At 54.5% G+C, this 21590-nt stretch carries 17 protein-coding genes; 12 read left to right on the forward strand and 5 right to left on the reverse strand.

All coding sequences use genetic code 11. From position 1 onward, the window contains the following. Nucleotides 1-68: 68 nt before the first annotated feature. Both GCU45_RS33490 and GCU45_RS33495 read left to right on the forward strand, forming a co-directional pair. Nucleotides 69-644, forward strand: a complete 576-nt coding sequence (locus GCU45_RS33490) for a nitroreductase family protein (protein ID WP_152404571.1) — start codon at nucleotides 69-71, stop codon at nucleotides 642-644. A gap of 12 nt (nucleotides 645-656) precedes the next feature. Next, nucleotides 657-1139 carry a nitroreductase family protein gene (locus GCU45_RS33495; protein ID WP_152404573.1) on the forward strand — a complete coding sequence of 161 codons (483 nt, stop codon included), beginning with the start codon at nucleotides 657-659 and terminating at the stop codon, nucleotides 1137-1139. A 147-nt stretch (nucleotides 1140-1286) separates the two neighbouring features. Here the strand turns inward: GCU45_RS33495 and GCU45_RS33500 are convergent, their stop codons facing one another. Then, nucleotides 1287-1715, reverse strand: a complete 429-nt coding sequence (locus tag GCU45_RS33500) for an Lrp/AsnC family transcriptional regulator (protein ID WP_152404575.1) — start codon at nucleotides 1713-1715, stop codon at nucleotides 1287-1289. A 136-nt stretch (nucleotides 1716-1851) separates the two neighbouring features. On the opposite strand from GCU45_RS33500, the gene GCU45_RS33505 reads away from it, so the two are divergent. After that, nucleotides 1852-2604: an MBL fold metallo-hydrolase gene (locus GCU45_RS33505; protein WP_152404577.1), complete on the forward strand. Its 753-nt coding sequence runs from the start codon at nucleotides 1852-1854 to the stop codon at nucleotides 2602-2604. Between the two features lie 94 nt (nucleotides 2605-2698). Then, the gene (locus GCU45_RS33510; RefSeq protein ID WP_152404579.1) at nucleotides 2699-4372 is read left to right on the forward strand and encodes a DUF4091 domain-containing protein; all 1674 of its coding nucleotides are present in this window, start codon (nucleotides 2699-2701) and stop codon (nucleotides 4370-4372) included. Between the two features lie 152 nt (nucleotides 4373-4524). Here GCU45_RS33510 and GCU45_RS33515 read toward each other — a convergent pair whose 3' ends face one another. Genes GCU45_RS33515 through GCU45_RS33525 form a run of 3 tightly spaced genes read right to left on the reverse strand, consistent with a single transcriptional unit; the run spans nucleotide 4525 to nucleotide 6902 of the window. Beyond that, nucleotides 4525-5499 carry an electron transfer flavoprotein subunit alpha/FixB family protein gene (locus GCU45_RS33515; protein ID WP_152404581.1) on the reverse strand — a complete coding sequence of 325 codons (975 nt, stop codon included), beginning with the start codon at nucleotides 5497-5499 and terminating at the stop codon, nucleotides 4525-4527. A 27-nt stretch (nucleotides 5500-5526) separates the two neighbouring features. Next, nucleotides 5527-6294: an electron transfer flavoprotein subunit beta/FixA family protein gene (locus tag GCU45_RS33520; protein ID WP_152404582.1), complete on the reverse strand. Its 768-nt coding sequence runs from the start codon at nucleotides 6292-6294 to the stop codon at nucleotides 5527-5529. A 26-nt stretch (nucleotides 6295-6320) separates the two neighbouring features. Next, nucleotides 6321-6902: a fatty acid metabolism transcriptional regulator FadR gene (locus GCU45_RS33525; protein ID WP_152404584.1), complete on the reverse strand. Its 582-nt coding sequence runs from the start codon at nucleotides 6900-6902 to the stop codon at nucleotides 6321-6323. Nucleotides 6903-7092: 190 nt separating this feature from the next. Here GCU45_RS33525 and GCU45_RS33530 point away from each other — a divergent pair, with 190 nt between their 5' ends. The 7 genes from GCU45_RS33530 to GCU45_RS33560 all read left to right on the forward strand — a co-directional run bounded on the left by GCU45_RS33530 (nucleotide 7093) and on the right by GCU45_RS33560 (nucleotide 17299). Next, nucleotides 7093-9279 (forward strand): (Fe-S)-binding protein, encoded by a 2187-nt coding sequence (locus GCU45_RS33530; RefSeq protein WP_208837174.1) that lies wholly within the window; start codon nucleotides 7093-7095, stop codon nucleotides 9277-9279. Then, nucleotides 9276-11678 (forward strand): 3-hydroxyacyl-CoA dehydrogenase/enoyl-CoA hydratase family protein, encoded by a 2403-nt coding sequence (locus GCU45_RS33535; RefSeq protein ID WP_152404586.1) that lies wholly within the window; start codon nucleotides 9276-9278, stop codon nucleotides 11676-11678. The genes GCU45_RS33530 and GCU45_RS33535 overlap by 4 nt, the downstream gene beginning before the upstream one ends. A 22-nt stretch (nucleotides 11679-11700) precedes the next feature. Next, nucleotides 11701-12882: an acetyl-CoA C-acetyltransferase gene (locus tag GCU45_RS33540; RefSeq protein WP_152404588.1), complete on the forward strand. Its 1182-nt coding sequence runs from the start codon at nucleotides 11701-11703 to the stop codon at nucleotides 12880-12882. Nucleotides 12883-12949: 67 nt separating this feature from the next. Then, entirely contained in the window at nucleotides 12950-14731 is a 1782-nt protein-coding gene (locus tag GCU45_RS33545) for an acyl-CoA dehydrogenase FadE (protein WP_152404590.1), read from the forward strand. Between the two features lie 25 nt (nucleotides 14732-14756). After that, the gene (locus GCU45_RS33550; RefSeq protein WP_152404592.1) at nucleotides 14757-16451 is read left to right on the forward strand and encodes a long-chain-fatty-acid--CoA ligase; all 1695 of its coding nucleotides are present in this window, start codon (nucleotides 14757-14759) and stop codon (nucleotides 16449-16451) included. Between the two features lie 43 nt (nucleotides 16452-16494). Further along, complete coding sequence (locus GCU45_RS33555; protein ID WP_179231980.1) at nucleotides 16495-16992, forward strand: PaaI family thioesterase; 498 nt, start codon at nucleotides 16495-16497, stop codon at nucleotides 16990-16992. Next, nucleotides 16970-17299 carry an SCP2 sterol-binding domain-containing protein gene (locus tag GCU45_RS33560; RefSeq protein ID WP_105442909.1) on the forward strand — a complete coding sequence of 110 codons (330 nt, stop codon included), beginning with the start codon at nucleotides 16970-16972 and terminating at the stop codon, nucleotides 17297-17299. Before GCU45_RS33555 ends, GCU45_RS33560 begins: the two co-directional genes overlap by 23 nt. Nucleotides 17300-17487: 188 nt before the next feature. On the opposite strand, the gene GCU45_RS33565 is transcribed toward GCU45_RS33560, so the two are convergent. Further along, entirely contained in the window at nucleotides 17488-18342 is an 855-nt protein-coding gene (locus GCU45_RS33565) for an SDR family oxidoreductase (RefSeq protein ID WP_076165393.1), read from the reverse strand. Between the two features lie 642 nt (nucleotides 18343-18984). On the opposite strand from GCU45_RS33565, the gene GCU45_RS33570 reads away from it, so the two are divergent. Then, entirely contained in the window at nucleotides 18985-21489 is a 2505-nt protein-coding gene (locus GCU45_RS33570) for an Ig-like domain-containing protein (protein ID WP_152404593.1), read from the forward strand. Nucleotides 21490-21590: the final 101 nt, after the last annotated feature.

The following is a 21590-nucleotide window of genomic DNA, read 5'->3' on the forward strand; positions in this document are numbered from 1 at the left end:
ATGCTTCAGTAGTGGGGAATCACATCATAGGCGGTTTTCAAGTCTGAATGAACAGGAGGGTTCGAATCATGGAATGGGCGAAAATCATCCAAGAGCGCAGAAGCATCCGCAGGTTTAAATCCTCTCCCGAGGTGGATCAGGAACTTGTGCGGGAGTTGCTCCGCGAAGCGCAAGGCTTATATCCTTATCCTTCCGGCGAGGCTTCAAGTTACCGGTACGTATATGCAGGAACGGCGGAATCCAGGGAACGTCTCGCTGCCTGCATGCTTGAGCCCTTGGTGAAGAACAAACTGGTCAAATGGCTGCCGGAAAAAATTCGGGATTTTGTCCGAAAAAGAGTAACGGAAATACCCGGTCATTTGGCTGTTATTGCCAGCACGAATGAGGACAGAAGGACAAATGACATGAATTACGCTGCAGTTTGCGGGATCATGCAAAACTTCCAGCTGCTTGCCTGGCAACGGCAGCTTGGCACCCTATGGGATACGGAGCCGATGATGCAGAGCCGGGAGTTATTCCACCTTTTCCAGATGAAACCAACGGAGAAACTGGTGGGAATTTTACACCTCGGATATTTTGACAAAATACCGAAAGCCAGAGCCAGGACACGTGCAGAAAAGAAATGGACGATCATAACGGGATAAGGAGGCGAACTCATGAACATCACCGGTGTCTCAAATAAAGGACTTACATCAAACTACAGCAATCGGCCCGTTCCTGAAAGTCATGTCCTGGATCTGTTAAATGTGGCCGTATGGGCTCCGAATGACGGACTGCGGGAGCCGTGGCGTTTTATATTTATCGGGTCAGGCAGCACAGATATTATGGCCGGATTACAGGAGGAGGCGCCGACATATTTGATCCTGGTGATTAAAGAAGAGCGAGATCCTCATAAAAGGGAAGAAGATTTCGCGGCCGCATGCTGCCTTATGCAAAATTTCCATCTGCTTGCTCAGGAGAGCAAGCTCCACGTCCGAGTGACGATGAACGATTGGATTTATGATCGAGCATCCGCCCATCGTTATGGTGTTCACCAAGAGGAGCGGATCGTCGCCGTTCTGGAATTGGGTTATCTGGAAACACCAATAGAGCCGGTAACCGCTGCTCATTCACCGGATCTTAACTTTGAGTTACTGTAATTGGTAAATGTTCAAGCTGCATAACCTTTTTCGCTCCTGATGCATCTAAATTGGGGTAACAAGCCAATTAAAAAAGGTTATAGACTCTCCAAAAAAAAGAGCTCTATTCCATCTCGAACAGGGATGGGGAGCTCTTTTTTTGATGGGCTATTTTAGCTGGCCGATGGACAAATTGACCTTATAATTGCCGAACTGAACCATCTCGCCCAGAAGGTCATTGAGGTCCATAGGGGTTGGCACCTGCACCCGAAGGAGGTAGCAGCCTTCACCGCTGATCCGGTGTGCCTCCACGATGGACTGGGTACGCTGGATGTAATGCTGGAACGAAGTATGCGTATCCGCGGATTTCATAAAGACCGTAATAAAAGCACTGACCTGGAGTCCGAGCTTGCCCGGATTGCACCGAAGTGTATAACCCTCGATCACTTCCAGATCCTGGAGCTTCCGGATGCGGGCACCCACCGCCTGACCAGTGAGATGTACCTTTTCTCCGATCTCCTTGTTGGACTGGAGAGAATTTTCCACCAGCAGCTGCAATATTTTAAGGTCGATCTCATCGATATCTTGTTTGCTCATCTTGCCCTTCATTCCTTTCACCGTGAAAATATAGCTACCAATATCGTTTCGCCAGGCTATGTAAAGAACACGTTTTCCTGATTTATACTGGTATCGTGAATAACAGAATCATAAACCAAACCGGGAGTGAATGGAAATGAAAATTCAATTGATCCGCAATGCCACATTGTTTATTGAATATGCCGGTGTAACTCTTCTCGTCGATCCGATGTTTAGCGAGAAGGAGGCCAATCCGCCGGTAATCAATACCGCCAACGAACTGCGCAACCCGCGGGTACCCCTGCCAGTGGAGGTGGAAAAGCTCGTGCAGCCGGATGCGCTGCTGGTCACCCACCGGCATCCGGATCACTGGGATGAGCCTGCCAAGAAGCAAATCAGCAAGGAGACTGCGGTATTCTGCCAGCCGGAGGACGAAGGTGAGATCCGGGCAGCCGGGTTTACCGACACGACACCGGTCGAAAGCAGCGTTACGTTTCAAGGAATCACTGTGACCCGTACCGGAGGCCAGCACGGAACGGGAGAAATCGGGAAACAGATGGGGCCAGTATGCGGTTTTGTCCTTCAAGCCGAAGGCGAGCCGACGGTCTACATTGCAGGCGATACGATATGGTGCCGTGATGTTGAAGAAGCGCTTGATGCTTACCAGCCGGATCTGACAATCGTTAACGCCGGCGGCGCCCGCTTCGTGACGGGGGACCCGATCATTATGGATGAGAATGACGTGCTTGCTCTTCTGCGCCATCAACCAGATACCCGAGTGGCTTCCGTTCACATGGAAGCGATCAATCACTGCTTTGTAACAAGGGATGACCTTAGAGATGCGATAGAGAAGGCAGGATACAGCAGCCGGGTAATCATTCCGGAAGATGGGGAAGTGTTTGCAGATTAAAAAAATATTTATTTTTGGATTTTTTAAAGAGGATGCCGGGGATGGACAGCGAAGGATACAGCATACCGTTTGAAAGCGAGGGATCATTGGCTCAATGAATCAGAATCAAGTATTTCAGACTAGGCTTCTCAGCTCGTTATCCAAAGTATTTCCGGATGGACAGGGAACCGAACATCCCGTGACAGGCGGGTCGATGCTCAGCAACGAAACGTATGCTTTTCAAGCCGCTTACCGGACGGAAGGCCCGGTGAACGATCTCAGAGTCATCGTAGATGCTCCGGCCGCACTGCAGGTTACGGTACGCCGCGTTGGCCTCGTGCCGTCCGGACTTCCTGTATATCCGGATCACGATGAACATGTCCTGCGTGCCGAACCGGGACTATTTCCGGATCCACTGTATCCGCTGGATGAAGAACAAACTATTCCGGCCGTACCGGGAGAGTGGCAAAGTGTGTGGATCACGCTTCAGCCGAATGGTCAGACGCCGGCGGGCAGCTATCCGATCACCGTCCGTTTTGCATCCGGGGATGGGGAAGTTGCCGGAGTGGAGACTTTTCAGCTGGAGCTGATTCCGGAGGAGCTGCCTCCCCAGAAGCTGATACATACCGAATGGTTCCATGCAGACTGCCTGGCGACCTATTACAATCTGGACGTATTCAGTGAAGAACACTGGCAGGTGATCGGTCAATTCATTGATACGGCCGTAAAGCATGGCATGAACATGATTCTGACGCCCGTCTTTACGCCGCCGCTGGACACCGAGGTCGGCGGGGAGCGGCCGACGGTTCAGCTTGTGGATGTGGCCGTCACAGGAGAAAATCAATACGAGTTCGGATTTGACCGGCTCGCAAGATGGGTTGAGCTGTGTGATGAGAAGGGCATCCGCTATTTTGAATTTTCCCATTTGTTCACGCAGTGGGGGGCGAAGCATGCGCCGAAGATCATCGCATCCGTAGACGGAAATCCACAGAAGATTTTCGGATGGGAGACCGATGCCACCGGTGAATCGTATCGTCTGTTCCTGGAGCAGTTTGTTCCGGCGCTAACGGAATGGATTCATGCCAATGACCTGTCGGAACGAAGCTATTTCCACATCTCCGATGAGCCTGGGACGGATCACCTGGAGTCTTATGGCTATGCGAGCAAGCTGCTGGGCGGTCTGCTGCAAGGATTCCCGATCATCGACGCCCTGTCGGACTATGATTTCTTTGAGAATGGTTTGGTTAAATCGCCTATTCCGGCCAGCAACCATATCGAGCCGTTTCTGGAGCATAACGTCCAGCCGCTCTGGACGTACTATTGCTGTTCCCAATATAAAGAGGTGGCTAACCGCTTCATGTGCTTCCCTTCGGCCCGCAATCGGATTCTGGGCTACCAGCTGTACAAGTTTGACGCCGCCGGATTTTTGCATTGGGGTTATAACTTCTATTATTCGCAATACTCCAAAGGCGAGATCGATCCGTATGAAACGACCGATGCAGGCAAAGCTTTTCCGTCAGGCGATCCGTTTATTGTATATCCGGGACCGGGCGGCGTGCCGGTCGAATCGATCCGGCTTGAGGTCATGAACGAAGCGCTGCAGGATTTGCGTGCACTCCAGCTGCTCGAATCGAAAATCGGCAGGGAGAATGTGCTGAAGGCGCTGGAAGAAGATTTGCCCGAGCCGATCACGTTCAGCCGCTACCCGCGCGAAGAAGAATGGCTGATCGCCAAGCGCGAATGGGTGAACCGGAAGATTAAAGAAGCTTTAGCTTCGGCAAACGTCTGAGCTGCCGCGTTGTCCCTTTGAACAGCGATTCATACACGACAAGACAAGGAAAAAGCATTCGTCAGACCGGTGGTGAACCGGCTGACGAATGCTTTTGCTTTTAGATATAGAAACGATGTGGCTTCATCACGTCCAACGAGCCGTTAGAGCTGTTAAACTAGCACCTTGCGGAACTCGCGGGTGAGGAGCGGCACGACCTCGAACAGATCCCCGACAATACCGTAATCCGCCACTTTGAAAATCGGTGCTTCGGGATCCTTATTGATCGCGATGATGACCCGCGACTGGCTCATCCCCGCCAAATGCTGGATCGCGCCGCTGATGCCGCAGGCGATATAGATCTCCGGCGTCACGACCTTGCCGGTCTGGCCAATCTGCATCGAATAGTCGCAGTAGCCTGCATCGCAAGCCGCCCGGGAAGCGCCCACCGCGCCGTGAAGCACATCCGCCAGCTCTTCAAGCGGCTTGAACCCTTCGGCACTCTTGACGCCGCGGCCGCCCGAAACGATAATTTTCGCCTCGGTCAGGTCAACCTTGCCGGACGTCTTGCGCACGATGTCCTTTACGATCGAGCGGAGGGAGCCAGAAGGGGCGTAATCGATCTCGATGATCTCCCCAGGCGGAGATACGCTTGGTGCGGGAGACAGATTGTTCGGGCGGATCGTCACGACCTGCGGGCCGCCAGTGAACGACTTTTGCTCGAACGCTTTGCCTGCGTAAATCGGCCGGGTGTAGACCGCTTCGCCACCGTTCTGCTCGATCGCCGTCACGTCTGAAATTTGTCCGGCACCCAAATGGGCAGCGATTTTCGGCGCAAGATCCCGGCCCAGTGCCGTATGGCCAAGGATGACCACGTCAGGCGTCACCTGCTCAAACACGTTTTGCACGACATCAAAATAAGCTTCAGCGTTGTAGATCTCCAGCTCGGGGTGGTCCACGGCGTAGACCCGGCCATCCACATAGCCCGCCAGATCTGCAGCAAGGGTCGTAATTTGCGACCCGATCAACACGGCAGCGACGGCGTCTCCTTCATTTTTGGCAATGGATGCCGCCTGAAGCGCTTCCAACGAAACCTGACGCAGGCTGCCACCGCGGACCTCAGCTACGACCACAAACGTTTTACTCATTCGGGATTCCTCCTTTTATGAATTACTTCAAATCAGCTTGGCTTCGGTACGCAGCAGCTGGACCAGATCCGCGGCCTGCTGGGCAGGGTCTCCCTTCAGGATCTGCCCGGCCTTGCGCTCAGGCGGCAGGGAGAGGGAGAGGCGGTTCGTCTTGGCGGCTACATTCGCTTCGGTCAGGCCGAGATCGCCAAGCCCGAGACGCTGGAACGGCTTCTTCTTCGCCTTCATAATGCCGGGCAGCGACGGATACCGCGGCTCGTTAAGCCCTTGCTGCGCGGTGAATATCGCAGGAAGGGCGACCTCCAGCGATTCGGTATCGCCTTCGGCGTCCCGCTGCACGGATGCTTTTCCGCCGGCAATGTCCAGCTTCGTGATCGAGGAAGCGTGAGGCAGGCCCAGCAGGTGGGCTACCCTTACTGCGACCTGACCCCCGCCGGAATCTACAGAGAAGTTGCCGCCGAGAATAAGGTCTACGGACTGCTGGCCGAAATAGGCCGCCAGCGCAGTGGCGATGCTGAACTCATCGCCGGGAATGCTGTCGCCGTCAATAAGCACGGCTTCATCGGCGCCCATGGCCAGTGCCGTTCTCAGCGCCTCGGCCGTGCGCTCCGGTCCCACCGAGACGACGGTTACGGTACCGCCGTGCGCATCCCGCTGCAACAACGCTTCTTCTACCGCATATTCGTCGTACGGATTGATGACGTACTTGACCCCGTCGTCGGAAATCTGTCCATTCGAAATGACGATTCGTTCCTCCGTGTCGAAGGTTTGCTTCAGCATAACGTAGATATTCATGCGGACAAGCTCCTCTCTCAAACGCGTTATTTTAAACCTTGTAAGAAAAACTCAACTGTCTTATCCACCTGAGCGGAAAGGGAATACTTTCGGCTGGAGATAAGCCAGGAGGTGACCACTTCATCCATCGCCCCAAAAATCAGCAGGCGTGTCAGCTTGACATCAAGGTCTGCGCGGAACGATTTCTCGGCAATCCCCTGTTCAATGATATGCTCGATCAGCTGAATGTAGGGCTTGACGACAAGCCCGATGGCTTTGCGCAGCTCCAACGAACTCTGGCGCAGCTCGATTTGTGTCACATAAGCCAGATTGATGTTGTTTTCGAGCTCGGTAAAGTGAATTTCGCAAACTTTGCGGAGAGCTTCATCGGCGGTATTCGTTTCCTTCACGCTGCTGTTGAACATGGAGACCAGATTTCCGAGACGGGCTTGAAACAGAGAAATAAGGATATCTTCCTTGTTTTTAAAATATAAATAAATCGTACCGTCCGCGACGCCTGCCTCCTTGGCGATCCTCGAAATCTGGGAGCCGTGATAGCCGTTCTCCGCGATTACTTTTAAGGCTGCATCCAAAATCAACTCATATTTTTCCAATTTTCTACTTGTCATCAGGCCACCCCGGTGTTAGAATTCAAATAACTGAATGAATCCTCATTCATTTTTCTTAATCTTATGGGAAACAGTGCCAGTTGTCAATGTTTTCAAGGTAAGATTTTATTTTTAAACAAGCTTTGTAACCGCTTACTAAATGTAACCCGTCACCAAACTTAGGTGAATACGAAGAAAGGACGGATGACAAATGGTGTGGCCAATCGTCAATTTACTGCTGTTTCTCGCTGTGACCGGGTACGGTATTTATTTGTTCTGCCAAGCGGTGTATCACAGACTGCTGTACGTGAAGCTCGGCAAGCCGGTGGATTTCCGGAAGCAGCGTGAAGGCAGATGGGGCGAGTTCCTGGGACAGGTGTTCGGCCAGAAAAAGCTGCTGAAGGACCGGAAGAGCGGCATTATGCACGTGGTGATCTTTTACGGCTTCATCATCCTTCAGTTCGGCGCGCTGGATCTCATTATCAAAGGACTGACAGACGGCGGGCACCTTCCGCTTCCCGCGTACGACGTATTCGGTCTGCTTCAGGAGATCACGGTGTTTCTGGTCCTTGTAGCGATGGGATATGCCGCTTACCGCCGGTATGGCGAGAAGCTTGCGCGCCTCAAGAAAGGGTGGAAGCCGAGCATTGTCGTGTTCTTTATCTTCTCCCTGATGCTGTCTGTACTCCTGTCGCTTACCTTCGAAAGAATCCGGCTCGATCTCGAGCCATCCGCTTACGCACCTATATCCTCAGCGATTGCGGCCATCTTCTCCGGCATGTCCGGGACGGCGGCATCCCTATTGTTCTACATCTTTTGGTGGGCCCATTTGCTTATTCTGCTATCTTTTCTCGTCTATGTTCCTCAATCGAAGCATTTTCACCTCATTACCGCACCGGTCAATATTTGGCTGGGCCGCTCCGAGCCTGTCGGCAAGCTGAGCAAGCTTGACCTTGATGATGAAGAAGCCGAGTCGTTCGGCGTCGGCAGGATCGAAGATTTTACGCAAAAGCAGATGATCGACTTCTACGCTTGTGTGGAATGCGGCCGCTGCACGAACGTCTGCCCGGCTTCCAATACCGGGAAGGTACTGTCGCCGATGCATCTTATTACGAAGCTGCGCGATCATTTGACGGAAAAGGGTACAGCCGTTACCGGTAAGTCGCCGTATGTTCCCGAATATGCTTTTGCGGGGAGTGGAGCGCATGCATTGGATGCAGCCGTGTCCGAAGCACATCCCGATTGGTCTTCATCGGAAGGCGTGACGGATATTCGCCCGACGCTGGCATGGCAGAAGGCCACTTGGACTCATCAGGACACAAGTCCGCAGGACATGAACTTGATCGGCGACGTCATGACCGAGGAGGAGATCTGGTCCTGTACCACCTGCCGCAACTGCGAGGATCAGTGCCCGGTCGGCAACGAGCATGTCGATAAAATCATCGATTTGCGCCGCCATCTTGTGCTGATGGAGGGAAGCATGCCGGCAGAGGGGCAGCGAGCCCTGCAAAATATCGAACGGCAAAGCAATCCCTGGGGATTGAACCGTAACGACCGGGCCAATTGGACTGGCGAGGTGGAAGGCATCCGGGTGCAGACCGTCAAGGACAATCCGCAGTTTGAATATTTGTTCTTCGTCGGATCGATGGGCTCATACGATCTGCGCAGCCGCAAAATCTCCAAGGCGTTTGCCCGCCTCTTGAACGAATCCGGCGTCAATTTCGCCATTCTCGGCAACGAAGAGAAAAATTCGGGGGATACGCCCCGCCGGATGGGCAACGAGATGCTGTTTCAGCAGCTGTGCATGGAGAACATCGAGATTTTCGAAAAATACGGCGTCCAAAAAATCGTGACCGCCTGCCCGCACACTTTCAACACGTTCAAAAACGAATACCCCGAATTCGGGCTCGAAGGGGTGGAAGTCCTTCATCACTCCGAGCTGCTGGATCAGCTCATCCGCGAAGGGAAGCTGAAACCCCAGTATGAAGTGAAGGAGCGGATCACCTATCACGACTCGTGTTATCTGGGACGCTATAACAACGTGTACGACCAACCGCGCAACGTCCTCCGGGCCATTCCCGGTGTAGAGCTCGTTGAAATGAAGCGCACGCGGGAAAATGCGATGTGCTGCGGCGCCGGGGGCGGCATGATGTGGATGGAGGAGACGTCCGGCAAACGGGTGAACCTTGCCCGCACAGAGCAGGCGCTGGAAGTGAATCCAAGCATCATCAGCAGCGCCTGTCCTTACTGCCTGACCATGATGGAGGATGGGACGAAGATGAAAGAAGTGGAAGAGCGTGTGAAAGCAAAGGATATCGCCGAAATATTGGAGCTGTCCGTGTTCGGGGATTCCGCTGCTCACAATAAAGGATTTGAAATGGAGGCAAGCACACAATGAACAAATCCATTCGCAAGGCAGCCGTCATCGGCTCAGGAATTATGGGTTCCGGCATTGCTGCACATCTGGCCAATGTCGGGATCCCGTGCTTACTGCTGGACGTCGTTCCGACTCAGCTGACAGAGGAAGAGGCGAAGAAGGGGTTGACGCTGGAGCATCCGGCGGTACGCAGTCGTCTTGCAACTTCAGCCATTGAGAAGCTCAGCAAGATCAAGCCGGCTCCGCTGTATGATCCTGCGTTTGCTTCCCGGATTACGCCGGGCAACCTCGAAGATCATCTGCCGCAAATTGCAGGCGTCGACTGGGTCATCGAAGTGGTGGTCGAGAATCTGGAAGTGAAGCAGCAGCTCCTGAAACGCGTAGAGCAGCATTGGAAACCCGGTACGGTGGTCAGCTCGAACACGTCGGGCATCTCGATCAACAAGATGGCGGCCGAATGCGGCGAATCGTTCAGAAAACACTTCCTGGGCACGCATTTCTTTAATCCGCCCCGTTATATGAAGCTGCTTGAAATTATTCCCGGACGGGACACGGAGCCGGAGCTCGTGGCGCGTATGAAGGATTTTTGCGAAAGGGTGCTCGGTAAGGGTGTCGTCATCGCCAAGGATACGCCTAACTTTATTGCGAACCGGATCGGTACTTACGGCCTGCTGGTGACTCTGCAGGAAATGTTGGAGAAGGGCTTCACGGTGGAAGAGGTCGATGCGGTGACCGGACCGGCGATGGGGCGTCCGAAGAGCGCTACCTTCCGCACGCTGGATCTGGTGGGGCTCGACACGTTCGTTCATGTCGCGGATAACGTCCGGATGAACGTCGAGAATGAGCGCGAACAGGCGGTTTTCACTTCGCCGGACGTGCTGACGGGCATGGTGGCACGCGGCTGGCTCGGGGAGAAGAGCGGGCAGGGCTTCTATTTAAAAAAGAAAACGCCGGCCGGGAGCGAGATTTTATCCCTTGACCTGAAAACGCTGGAATATGTGCCGCAGATGAAGCCCAAATCGGCATCGTTGGAGGCCGCGAAAATGGCCAAGGGAGCCGGAGCGAAAACAAAGGCGCTCCTCGGGGCGAAGGACCGCTACTCGGATCTGGCCTGGGACATTCTGAAGCAGGTGCTTGTCTATTCGGCCGAAAAGGTGGGCGAGATCGCCGGTTCGGTCAAGGAAATCGACGATGCGATGAAATGGGGCTTCTCCTGGGAACTCGGACCGTTTGAGACCTGGGACGCCATCGGCCTGGCCCGGTCCGTGGAGCGGATGGAAGCCGAAGGTTTGACCGTTCCTGCCTGGGTTAAAGAGTGGGTCGCTGCGGGACACAAGTCCTTTTACAAGCAGGAGGAGGGCCGACTGTATTCGATTCATGTGGCGTCGGGCGCATACCGTGAGGTAGAACAGCCGGAAGAAGTCATCAATCTGCGCAGTCTGAAAGAGCAAAACAAGGTGGTGAAAGGAAACAGCGGCGCCAGCCTGATCGACCTTGGAGACGGCGTCGCCTGCCTGGAATTTCATTCGCCCAACAATGCGATCGGCGAGGACATTCTCTCCATGATTACGCAGAGCATTGACGAGGTTCGCAGCAATTTCAGAGGACTCGTGATTGCGAACCAGGCACGCAACTACTGTGTGGGAGCCAACATTATGCTGCTCCTCATGGAAGCACAGGACGAAGAATGGGACGAAATCAACGAAATCATCCGGAAATTCCAGTACACAATGTACGCGCTGAAGCGGTTTGAAAAGCCGGTCGTGGCCGCGCCGCACCGCATGTGCCTCGGTGGCGGGGTCGAATCCTGCATGCCGGCCGACCTGGTCATCGCTGCGCCGGAGACGTATTACGGTCTTGTCGAAGTCGGCGTCGGCCTGATCCCCGCCGGTGGAGGGTGCAAGGAACTGGCGCTGCGGGCAAGCCAAACGGCCGGTCTTCCGGATGCGGATCTGCAGCCGTACATCAATCACATTTTCCAAACCGTGGGAACGGCGACGGTATCGACGAGCGGCCACGATGCCAAGCGTCTCGGGTACCTGCGGCCAAGCGACCGTGTTGCGGTGAGTCAGGATGTTCAGATCTATCAGGCGAAGCAGGCTGTTCTCGGTCTGGATCGCAGCGGCTATGAACCGATCCCGCAGGAGAAGATCCGGGTCGTCGGGGCTGAGGGCAAGGCCGTGCTTCAGCTTGGTGCGCTTGGCATGAAGCAAAGCGGTTATATCAGCGACCACGATTACTTGATCGCCAGAAAACTGGCCCATGTTCTCGCCGGCGGTGATGTCCCGGCAGGAACCCTTGTCAGTGAGGAGTATATGCTGGACCTCGAGCGCGAGGCTTTCTTGAGCCTCTGCGGCGAACCGAAGACGCAGCAGCGCATGCACCACATGTTAACCAAAGGTAAGGCGCTCCGCAACTAACATCCACGGGAGGGGATATTCCATGAAAGAAGCAGTCATTGTATCGATGGCGCGTACCGCAGTCGGCCGTGCCAAGAAAGGCAGCCTGGCACAGACACGGGCCGACGATCTCGGGAAAACGGTGCTGGAAGCGGTCGTTGAACGCGCGCCGGGCCTTAAAAAGGAAGACGTGGAGGACATCATCATCGGCTGCGCCATGCCGGAAGGCGAGCAGGGGCTTAATTTCGCCCGGATCATGTCGCTGTACGCCGGATTCCCGGTGACGGTGCCGGCGCTGACGATCAACCGGTTTTGCTCCTCTGGCCTTCAGTCGATCGCCTTCGCGGCAGAACGAGTCATGCTGGGGCATGCCGATATCCTGATCGCCGGGGGCGTGGAGAGCATGAGTCATGTGCCGATGACCGGTTTCAAGATGTCGCCGAATCCGAAGATCGTTGAGCAGATGCCGGAGGTCTACATCGCCATGGGACATACGGCGGAAGAGGTGGCCGACCGGTTCGGCATCAGCCGGGAAGATCAGGACCGGTTCGCTGCGAGATCGCACGCCAGGGCAGCGCAGGCGATTGCGGAAGGCAAGTTCCAGGACGAAATCGTGCCGGTTCAGGCCGAACTGAAAAGTGTGGATGAGAAAGGCAAAGTGCAGACGAAAACCTTTGAATTTCGGGTGGACGAAGGCGTGCGGAGCGACACGACAGTGGAGGTGCTGGGCAAGCTGAAACCGGCATTCAAGCTGAACGGATCGGTCACGGCGGGGAATGCGTCCCAGGTCAGCGACGGGGCTGCGGCGGTCGTTGTCATGAGCCGGGAAAAAGCCGAGGCGCTTGGCTTGCAGCCGCTTGCCACGTTCCGTTCCTTCGCGCTCAGCGGCGTCGAGCCGGAAATTATGGGCGTCGGTCCGGTCAAGGCGATTCCGAAGGCGCTGCAGATGGCCGGAATTACGCTGGAGGACGTAGATTTATTCGAAATCAACGAGGCGTTCGCCTCCCAGTGCGTCCACATTATCCGGGAGCTTGGCATCGATGAGGAGAAAGTGAACGTCAACGGCGGCGCGATTGCGCTTGGGCATCCGCTGGGCTGCACGGGCACGAAGCTGACGACGACCCTGATCAGCGAGCTGAAGCGGCGCGGCGGCGGCTACGGCGTGGTGTCCATGTGCATCGGCGGCGGCATGGGTGCCGCGGGCGTGTTTGAGGTTCATCCGTAAGCGGAAAGCGTTCTGCAGTGATTTGGTTTTTATATTAAAAATTCATATCGCAAAGGAGACGGGAACGATGAGCACAACGATGAATAAGGTGATCGGCGGCAGTTATATCATTGAAGACACGGACTTTCACAGTATTGTGACCCCGGAAGATTTTACGGAAGAACACCGAATGATTTCCGAGACGACGGAGGATTTTGTGGCCGGTGAAGTGGTGCCCCATGACGAAGCGATCGAAAAACTGAATTATGAGCTTACGGTGGAGAAGATGCGCAAAGCCGGTGAACTCGGATTGCTGGGCGCCGATGTGCCGGAGGCCTATGGCGGGCTTGGTCTGGATAAGGTCAGTTCGACGCTGATCAGCGAGCGTCTGACCAAGGCATCCGCATTCGCGTTATCGATCGGGGCCCATGTCGGCATCGGCACGCTGCCCATCGTCTATTTCGGCACTGAGGAACAAAAGCAGAAATACCTGCCTGCTCTGGCAACTGGCGAGAAGATCGCCGCCTACTGCTTAACGGAGCCTTCCTCCGGTTCGGATGCGCTGGGGGCGAAAACGACAGCCACCTTATCCGAGGACGGTGAATATTATGTATTGAACGGCAGCAAGCAGTTTATCACGAATGCCGGTTTCGCCGACCTATTCATTGTATACGCCAAAGTGGACGGCAAAGACTTCAGCACCTTTATCGTGGAGCGCACGATGGAAGGCGTCAGCATTGGGCCGGAAGAGAAAAAAATGGGAATAAAAGGATCGTCCACCTGTCCGCTCATCCTGGAGGATGTGAAAGTGTCTGTAGAGAATCTGTTATGGGAAGTAGGCAAGGGGCACTTAATCGCCTTCAACATCCTGAATATCGGACGCTTCAAGCTGGCCGCCGGTTGTGTAGGCGCCTCCAAGGATACGATTGAGCTGGCTGCCAAGTACGCGAACGAGCGCGCGCAGTTTGGCCGGAAAATCTCCACCTTCCCGCTGATCGGCAAAAAGCTGGCGGATATGAATACGAAAACGTACGCGCTCGAGAGCATGGTTTACCGCACGGCAGGTCTGTTCGATGTTGGCCTTGCCGAAGTGGATCACAGCAGTCCAGAAGTGGGCTATCAATCGGCCAAAGCCATTGCCGAATATCAGCTCGAATGCTCGATCAACAAGGTGTTCGGCTCCGAGACGCTGGACTTCGTGGTTGACGAAGGCGTGCAAATCCATGGCGGCTACGGCTTTATTCAAGAGTACCGGGTGGAGCGGAATTATCGGGATTCGCGGATCAACCGCATATTCGAAGGCACAAACGAAATCAACCGTCTGCTCATTCCGGGCACTTTGGTGAAACGGGCCATGAAGGGCCAGCTGCCGCTGATGCAAAAGGCCGTGGCGCTGCAGGCCGAGCTTCTGGAGCCGATTCCTCCGCAAACCTTCGAGGGAACGCTTGATCAGGAAGCCCATCTGATCAAGATGGCAAAGAAAATTTTCCTGATGGCCGGCGCTCAGGCCGTACAGAAATATCAATTGAAGCTCGAGGACGAACAGGAGATTCTGAGCCATCTGTCCGATATGATGATTTCCGTCTATGCGATGGAAAGTGCGCTGCTGCGTACGCAAAAAATCATCGACCGCTCCGGCGAAGACAAGGCTCGCCTGCCGATCCTGATGACGACCGTATTCGTTCATGACGAATTCAATAAAATCGAAACGTGGGCGAAGGAAGTGCTCGCCGCGATGGAATCGGGCGACACGCTCCGGACGCAGCTGTCCGTTCTGAAAAAGCTGACGAGAAAGTCGCCTGTCAATACGCTTGGATTGAAGCGTGAAATCGCTGAAAAGGTCATTGCCGCGGAAAAATACGTGCTGTAACAATTCGTGAGATGGGGTGGCCTGGATGTCGAGTAAACCTTGGTTAAGTCAGTATCCTAGTGAGGTCCCGCACAGTTACGAGTATCCCAAGCAGAACGTTGCGCAATTTCTAGTGGATTCCGCTTCCCGATATCCAGAGCATATTGCTCTGGATTTCATGGGGAAGAAAATGACATTCCGATCCCTGCTGGTTTCGGTAAACCGGTTTGCGAACGCCCTGCTCCGGCTGGGTGTCCGCAAAGGGGACCGGATCGCCATCATGCTGCCTAACTGCCCGCAGGAGGTCATTGCGTATTACGGTGCGCTCCTTGCGGGCGGCGTGGTAGTCATGACTAACCCGCTGTACGTGCCGCGGGAAATTCAGCATCAGTTATCCGACGCTGACGTCCGCATCATCGTGACGTTGGATGCGCTGGTGCAGCGCGTGGAACAGGCGATGACCCACAGGCCGCTCAGTAAGCTGATCGTCACGTCGGTCAAAGACTATTTGCCTTTTCCGAAAAACATCCTATACCCTCTTGCCGCCAAAAAAGACGGAACAAATGTCTCCGTCACGTATGACGATCGAATCGTATCCTTTACCCGCCTCATGAAACAATCAAGCAGCGACCCGGTCAAGGTAGACATCAATGCGGAACAGGACCTGGCGCTCATCCAGTATACCGGAGGAACGACCGGTTTCGCCAAAGGCGTCATGCTGACGCATATGAACCTGGTAGCCAATACGATTCAATCGCAGCTGTGGTTTTACCGGGCACGGATCGGCCAGGAAAAATACTTGGCTGCGCTGCCTTTTTTTCATGTATTCGGGCTTACGGTGCTGCTTAATCAGGCAGTTTATAATGCCGGAACGCTCATCTTGGTTCCACGTTTTGAAATCAATCAGGTGCTGAAGATCATTGACCGGCGGAAGCCGACGGTGTTTCCCGGGGCGCCGACCATGTATATTGCGGTGATTCACCATCCTGAAGTGCACAAGTACGACCTTTCTTCCATAAATATATGTATCAGCGGAGCGGCTCCGCTGCCCCTGGAGGTACAGGAGCGGTTCGAGGAGGTCACGCACGGCAAGCTGATCGAAGGTTACGGATTGACCGAAGCGTCCCCGGTTACGCATGCCAACAACATATGGGAGAAACGCAAAAACGGCTCGATCGGCATTCCTTTACCGGATACCGAAGCCCGTGTTGTGCATCCCGATACAGGTGAAGAGCTGCCGCTTGGCGAAATCGGCGAGCTGGTCGTCCGCGGCCCACAGGTCATGAAGGGATATTGGAACCGACCGGAAGATACGGAGCGCACGCTCCGGGACGGCTGGCTGTACACCGGGGATCTGGCGAGGATGGATGAAGAGGGCTTTTTTTACATTTTGGACCGGCGCAAAGACCTGATTATAGCCGGCGGTTATAACATCTACCCGCGGGAAATCGAGGAGGTGCTGTTCGAGCATCCGGATGTGGAGGAAGCCGTCGTGGCTGGCGTGAACGACCCTTACCGCGGCGAAAATGTAAAGGCTTACATTGTGCTCCGGAAAGGCTCGTCTGTTACTGAGCAGGAGCTGAAGCAGTGGTGCAAGGAACGGCTGGCTGTGTATAAAGTGCCCAAGATCTACGAGTTTCGCGAGTCGCTGCCCAAGACGCTGGTGGGCAAAGTGCTTCGCCGCAAACTGATCGAAGAAGAGAATGAGAAGCTGGTCAATCAATCGAAGGTCGACCTATAGGGGATGATACCCGGCGACGCCAAATGAGAAGGAGGGCAAGGACATGAATCCGGAAACGACGGACAGCCTGAAGATGAACCTGAAGCTGAAGCAGCTGGAGAACGCCGCGAAGCATACCTTTTGGGATTTTATCGGATGCGAACTGATTGAACTTAAAGGCGATCAGGTCGTGGTAGCCTTTGATATTTTGCCTCATCATCTCAATCTCATCGGGATCGTGCACGGCGGCATGCATGCTTCAGCCATCGACTCCGCCATGGGCATACTCATTATGCTGGCCAGGCCGGAAGCCAATGTGGTTACTGTGAATTTGAACATGAACTACGTGGCTTCCACGGGTGAAGGGCGTGTCATCGTGACGGCCGAGATCATCCACAGCTCGCGCAAGCTGATAACAGCCCAGGCCTATGCGCGCAAAGAGAACGGGGATCTGCTCGCCTTCGGCACCGGCACCTTCCGGGTGCTGGAAAGGCATGTCCCTGAAGCGCAAACAGAGAGCGATAAGAGGGGGACGATGGATGAGCGTGGTACAAGAACTTGAAGCGATGGCCGGAAAAATGAACGAACAGCCGGGGGCGCTGGATGGGCTGCACGCCTCCTACCATTTTCATATTAAGGATACAGGGAAACATTTGCAGGTATATTTCCATGATGGAACCGTTCGGGTTGTGGAGGACGCTTCGGGTGACGCGGACTGCACGCTGACGATGTCTGAGAGCCATCTTCGGAAACTGCTCCGGAACGACTTGAACACGACGATGGCGTACATGACCGGATCGCTCCGGATCGACGGCCGTCTTGGCCTGGCTCTGAAGCTTCAGGAAATTCTGAAGCAGTATCAGGTTTGAATGCCAGGTTTACGACATCGATGAGCGCAATAATATAGGCTGCCTTATGCAGAGCAGCCTATTTGTGCTGTTATTTTAAATATAAGAAAGGATAAGCTTCGGAGATTGGGCTTCCTTATCTCGCAAGAAAAACTTCCGCTAAATGCGGTCTGGCTTCTTGGAAGGTGCGCCGATAGACGTTTTTTCTCTTATTTCCCTTTCCGGGTTAATTTGGCGAGAGCATCCCATTGTTCCTCGGTGACGGAGCGGAGCTCATTGAATTCGCCCGCCCCCTGCAGCCATTCTCCACCGTCAATGGTGACCACTTCCCCATTGATATATCCCGCATAATCAGAAACCAGGTAGGCAGCCAAGTTCGCCAGCTCCTCTTTGTTCCCGACCCGGCGCAAAGGGACGCGATCGATCATCTGCTGCTCCAGCTCCGGCGTAGGAGAGAGGCGGGACCATGCGCCTTCGGTTGGAAAGGGGCCGGGGGCGATCGCCACCTGGCGAATCCCGTAACGTGCCCATTCTACCGCGAGGGAACGGGTCAGTGCCAGCACGCCGGCTTTGGCCGCAGCGGATGGAACGACAAAAGCCGATCCGGTTGAAGCATAGGTCGTCACGATATTGAGCATGGTGCCTCCCTGGCCGCGTTCGATCCAGCGTTTGCCGATCTCCAGGGTCGCATAGAACGTGCCGTGCAGTACGATGTTCAGCACCGCGTCTACGGCTCGAGGGGACAACCTTTCGGTGGGACTGATGAAATTGCCGGCGGCGTTGTTGACGAGAATGTCAATCCGGCCGAAATGCCGTTCAACGGCATCCGCCAACTCCGCAATCTGTGCCGGTTCCCGAACGTCGCAAGGAGCATAGAATATTTTGTAACCGCTATCATTAAATTGTTCGGCGGTCTGCTTCAGCACTTCTTCCCGGCGCCCTGCGATCGCCAGTTTGGCACCAAGCCGCACGAACTTTTCACCCATGGCCCGGCCCAGACCCGTGGCTCCCCCGGTAATCAACACCACTTTGTCCTGTAATAAGTTCTGCGCAAAAGGTTCCATTTCCGATTCCTCCCAAAATATATGCTGGAAAAGAATTCATACTGCTTAACTTCCACTATATCGGAACGGGAAAGCGGTGTATAGAGCAGCCTTTGCTATGTGGGGAAGGGGACTGATTCGATGTTATAAGGTTCATCCACCATCGGCGTACGTGCGGTTGTTCATTGAAGGTTTATCCAGGTACAGGGGACATCGCGGTACCCGGCGGGATGATAAAATTCGGGTAGAAAAACCGCGGAAAAATGCTGAAACCCCTTTTATTGTTCACATTTTTGTCACATGTGGTTCTAAGCGAACGTCCGCCATAATAAGAAGAAGTAAACGCTTCAAACTAACATTCCTCAGCTTGTACCCTTCCTCCTAGCCCTTTTTCCCGTTGCGATGTCAAGGTCATTCACACATTATGTAAAGGAAGTGAAGAGACTTATGGCAATTAAGCAGGGGCATGCCCAAAGACATGCCCGAAACCCACGAGCTGTTCGTCACGTCGGAATTTGTCTGATCCTCACAGTCGTTCTTTCGGTATTTGGAATTCCTCCTTTGCCTGTCTTTGCTGCGCCTCTCATCGCGATAGACCAGCCTTCAGGCCCCTTGGGGCCGGGTATGTCCCGGATTTCCGGAACGTTTTCAGGAGTGTACGACGTGGAGCTCGCCGTAGGCGGCGATTCGCTCGTCAGTGCCCACATGGATGATCCGGAAGCGGACGGCAGCGGAAGCTGGTATGCCGACGTCGATTTCTCCAAGTACGACGGTCCGGTAGAACTGGCGGCTAGGGGAAAAGACAGTGTGACCCGCTATGTGGCCTGGTCTCCCTATATGTCGGTGGAAGTAGATAATCCGGGCGCCGCGCTCCCACAAGTGCAGATTACAAGCCCAGGCGAAACGAGCCCCGTGAAGGGGAGTATCAATGTCCTCATTCAAGCAGGGGGCAAAAACCCGGTCAGCAAAGTGCAAATTCGGATTAACGGCGGAGAGTGGAAGGATGCGCCTCCCAAAGGATCAGGATACCAATACAAGTGGAAGACAGCGGCTTATGCCGGACGGGTCAATAGTCTTGAAGCGAAAGCCGTGGATTCAAACGGAAATACAGGTTATAGCAGCGCAAAATATGTGAAGGTTGCGAACGTATACAGCCAAGCAATGCTGCAGGAGGACCAACAGGAGCAAGAGGGCTGGACAGAGCAGGATGTCCAGACTGATCAAGATCTTCAAACAGATCAAAATATCCGACAGAATGCCGAAGAGGAACTGAACGTCCAGAAAGACCAGAGTGCTCAAATCGATCAAGATGTCCAAGCGCTGCAATATAACGAGATGGCGCAGGATGACTCAACAGCACAGGAAGTCTCAACAGCACAGGATGCTTCAGCACTACAAGATAACTTAACAGAGCAAGAGGTACCTCAAGCACAAGATGCCTCAACAGCTCAAGATGTCACCACGGCACAAGATGAACTAACGGCCCCTCCCTCGGAAGAGACAGTTAATGAAGTGAACTCGGATGCGGAGATCCCTACGAATGCAGATCCTGGCGCCGAGCAGGTTGAAGCAGCATCCAGTCCGACGACTGTTACCCAGCAGGTGTACGGCCAGGATCGGGCCATGTGGATCTGGGAAAATGAATCGTACCCTCTGATCATGAACCCGGGTTCCCGTAATGTGCTGGATGCTATGGCATCCGACACGTCGACGTTCGGGCAGAGACCGATCCGGACGCTGTACCTGGCGGTCGGATCCTATTTCGGCATGCAAATGCTGGAGGACAAACGGCCGGAGGTCAGGGATTTCGTCGGCTGGGCTCATGATAAAGGCTACCAGGTGCAGGCTTTGATCGCCGGCGGTACGACGCCGCCCTATTTCGGGGCCTATGCCCGGTACCGGACCCAGGCGGTGGCCGAGTTCGAAGGTATCCTGAATTACAATTTATCCTCGGATCCAAGGGAAAGATTCGACGGTGTAAACATTGATACGGAGCCTTACAGCCTCGGTGATTTTAAAAGTGCCAAACCTTCGGTTCAGGTACAGTACCTTGACATGCTCAAGGCATTGATGGATCGCAAGCAGGCTTCCGGCCTGGACCTGCAGGTCGGGGCCGCCATCCCGCGCTGGTTCGACACATCGGTGGACGCCAGCAGCATCTCGTGGAACGGCTCGGTCAAATGGATGTCCCAGCACGTTCAGGATACGCTCGATTACATTTCGATCATGGACTACCGGGATCAGGCGGACGGCAGTGCAGGGATCATTGAACAAGCACGCGGAGAAATCGACTATGCGAATCAGATCGGCAAGCCGAATTCGGTCGTCATTGGCGTGGAAACGATCGATGTCGCCGACGGCGGAGATCCGGAGGCCATCAGCTTCTATGAGGAAGGCCGCACGTACATGGAGTCGGAACTGAACAAAGTGTACGCGGCTTTTGAAGGAGATCCAGCCTTCGGAGGGATCGCGCTCCATCATTACGGCAACCTGAGAATATTCCCGTCTGCATGGGGGCCGGGAGGCGTGTTCTGGCAGCCGCCGCAGGACAGCGAACCGCCTTCAGCTGTTACGGGCACTCCGCAGGCAGCCGCCTTTGATTATCAGCGGGTCGATATCACCTACGGGCCGGCGTCCGACAACGCCACCGTGAAAGAGTACCGCATTTATCGCGGCACGGATGCGCAGTTTGAACCGGATCCAGCCCACCTGGCCGGTATATCTAACAAACTGAATTTCCGCGACGTCGGGCTGCTGCCGGATACGACATATGTCTATAAGGTAACGGCCGTCGATTCCTCCGGTAATGAAGGGCCTGCAAGCCAGCCGTTCTCCGCAACGACGGGTCCTACCGATTTGAAGCCGATGATCGTGGGGCAAATGCAGGTCACATACGACGGGACCAAGGCGACCGTTTCCCTGCAGGTCGTCGACAAAGAGACGGGAGCCGGGCTTCAGGCAACGGTTTACGGCCGGTTTACCTCTATGGGCGGAAAATATGTCGGTGGCGCCACTACAGCGACAGGTACGTACACCGCTTCATCCGAAGCGATCAATGCGGCTGCGGGTAAAGCCGGCTTTGCCGCCCGCAGAATCCTGGCGCCCGGGTACTATTGGGCACAAGCTTATGATTCCCCCGACGGCCGATTCACAGAGTGGGGAGGATGATGCCAAGCTCGCACTGGTAACGAGACAATATGATCCAGATGGTTGGTTAAACGTAAGGGCGCAGTGTTGTTCTGCGTCCTTTTTTTCGCTTCATACGAAGT

Origin of the sequence: Paenibacillus cellulositrophicus, from assembly GCF_009363095.1 — a bacterium.
GTDB lineage: Bacteria > Bacillota > Bacilli > Paenibacillales > Paenibacillaceae > Paenibacillus_AQ > Paenibacillus_AQ favisporus.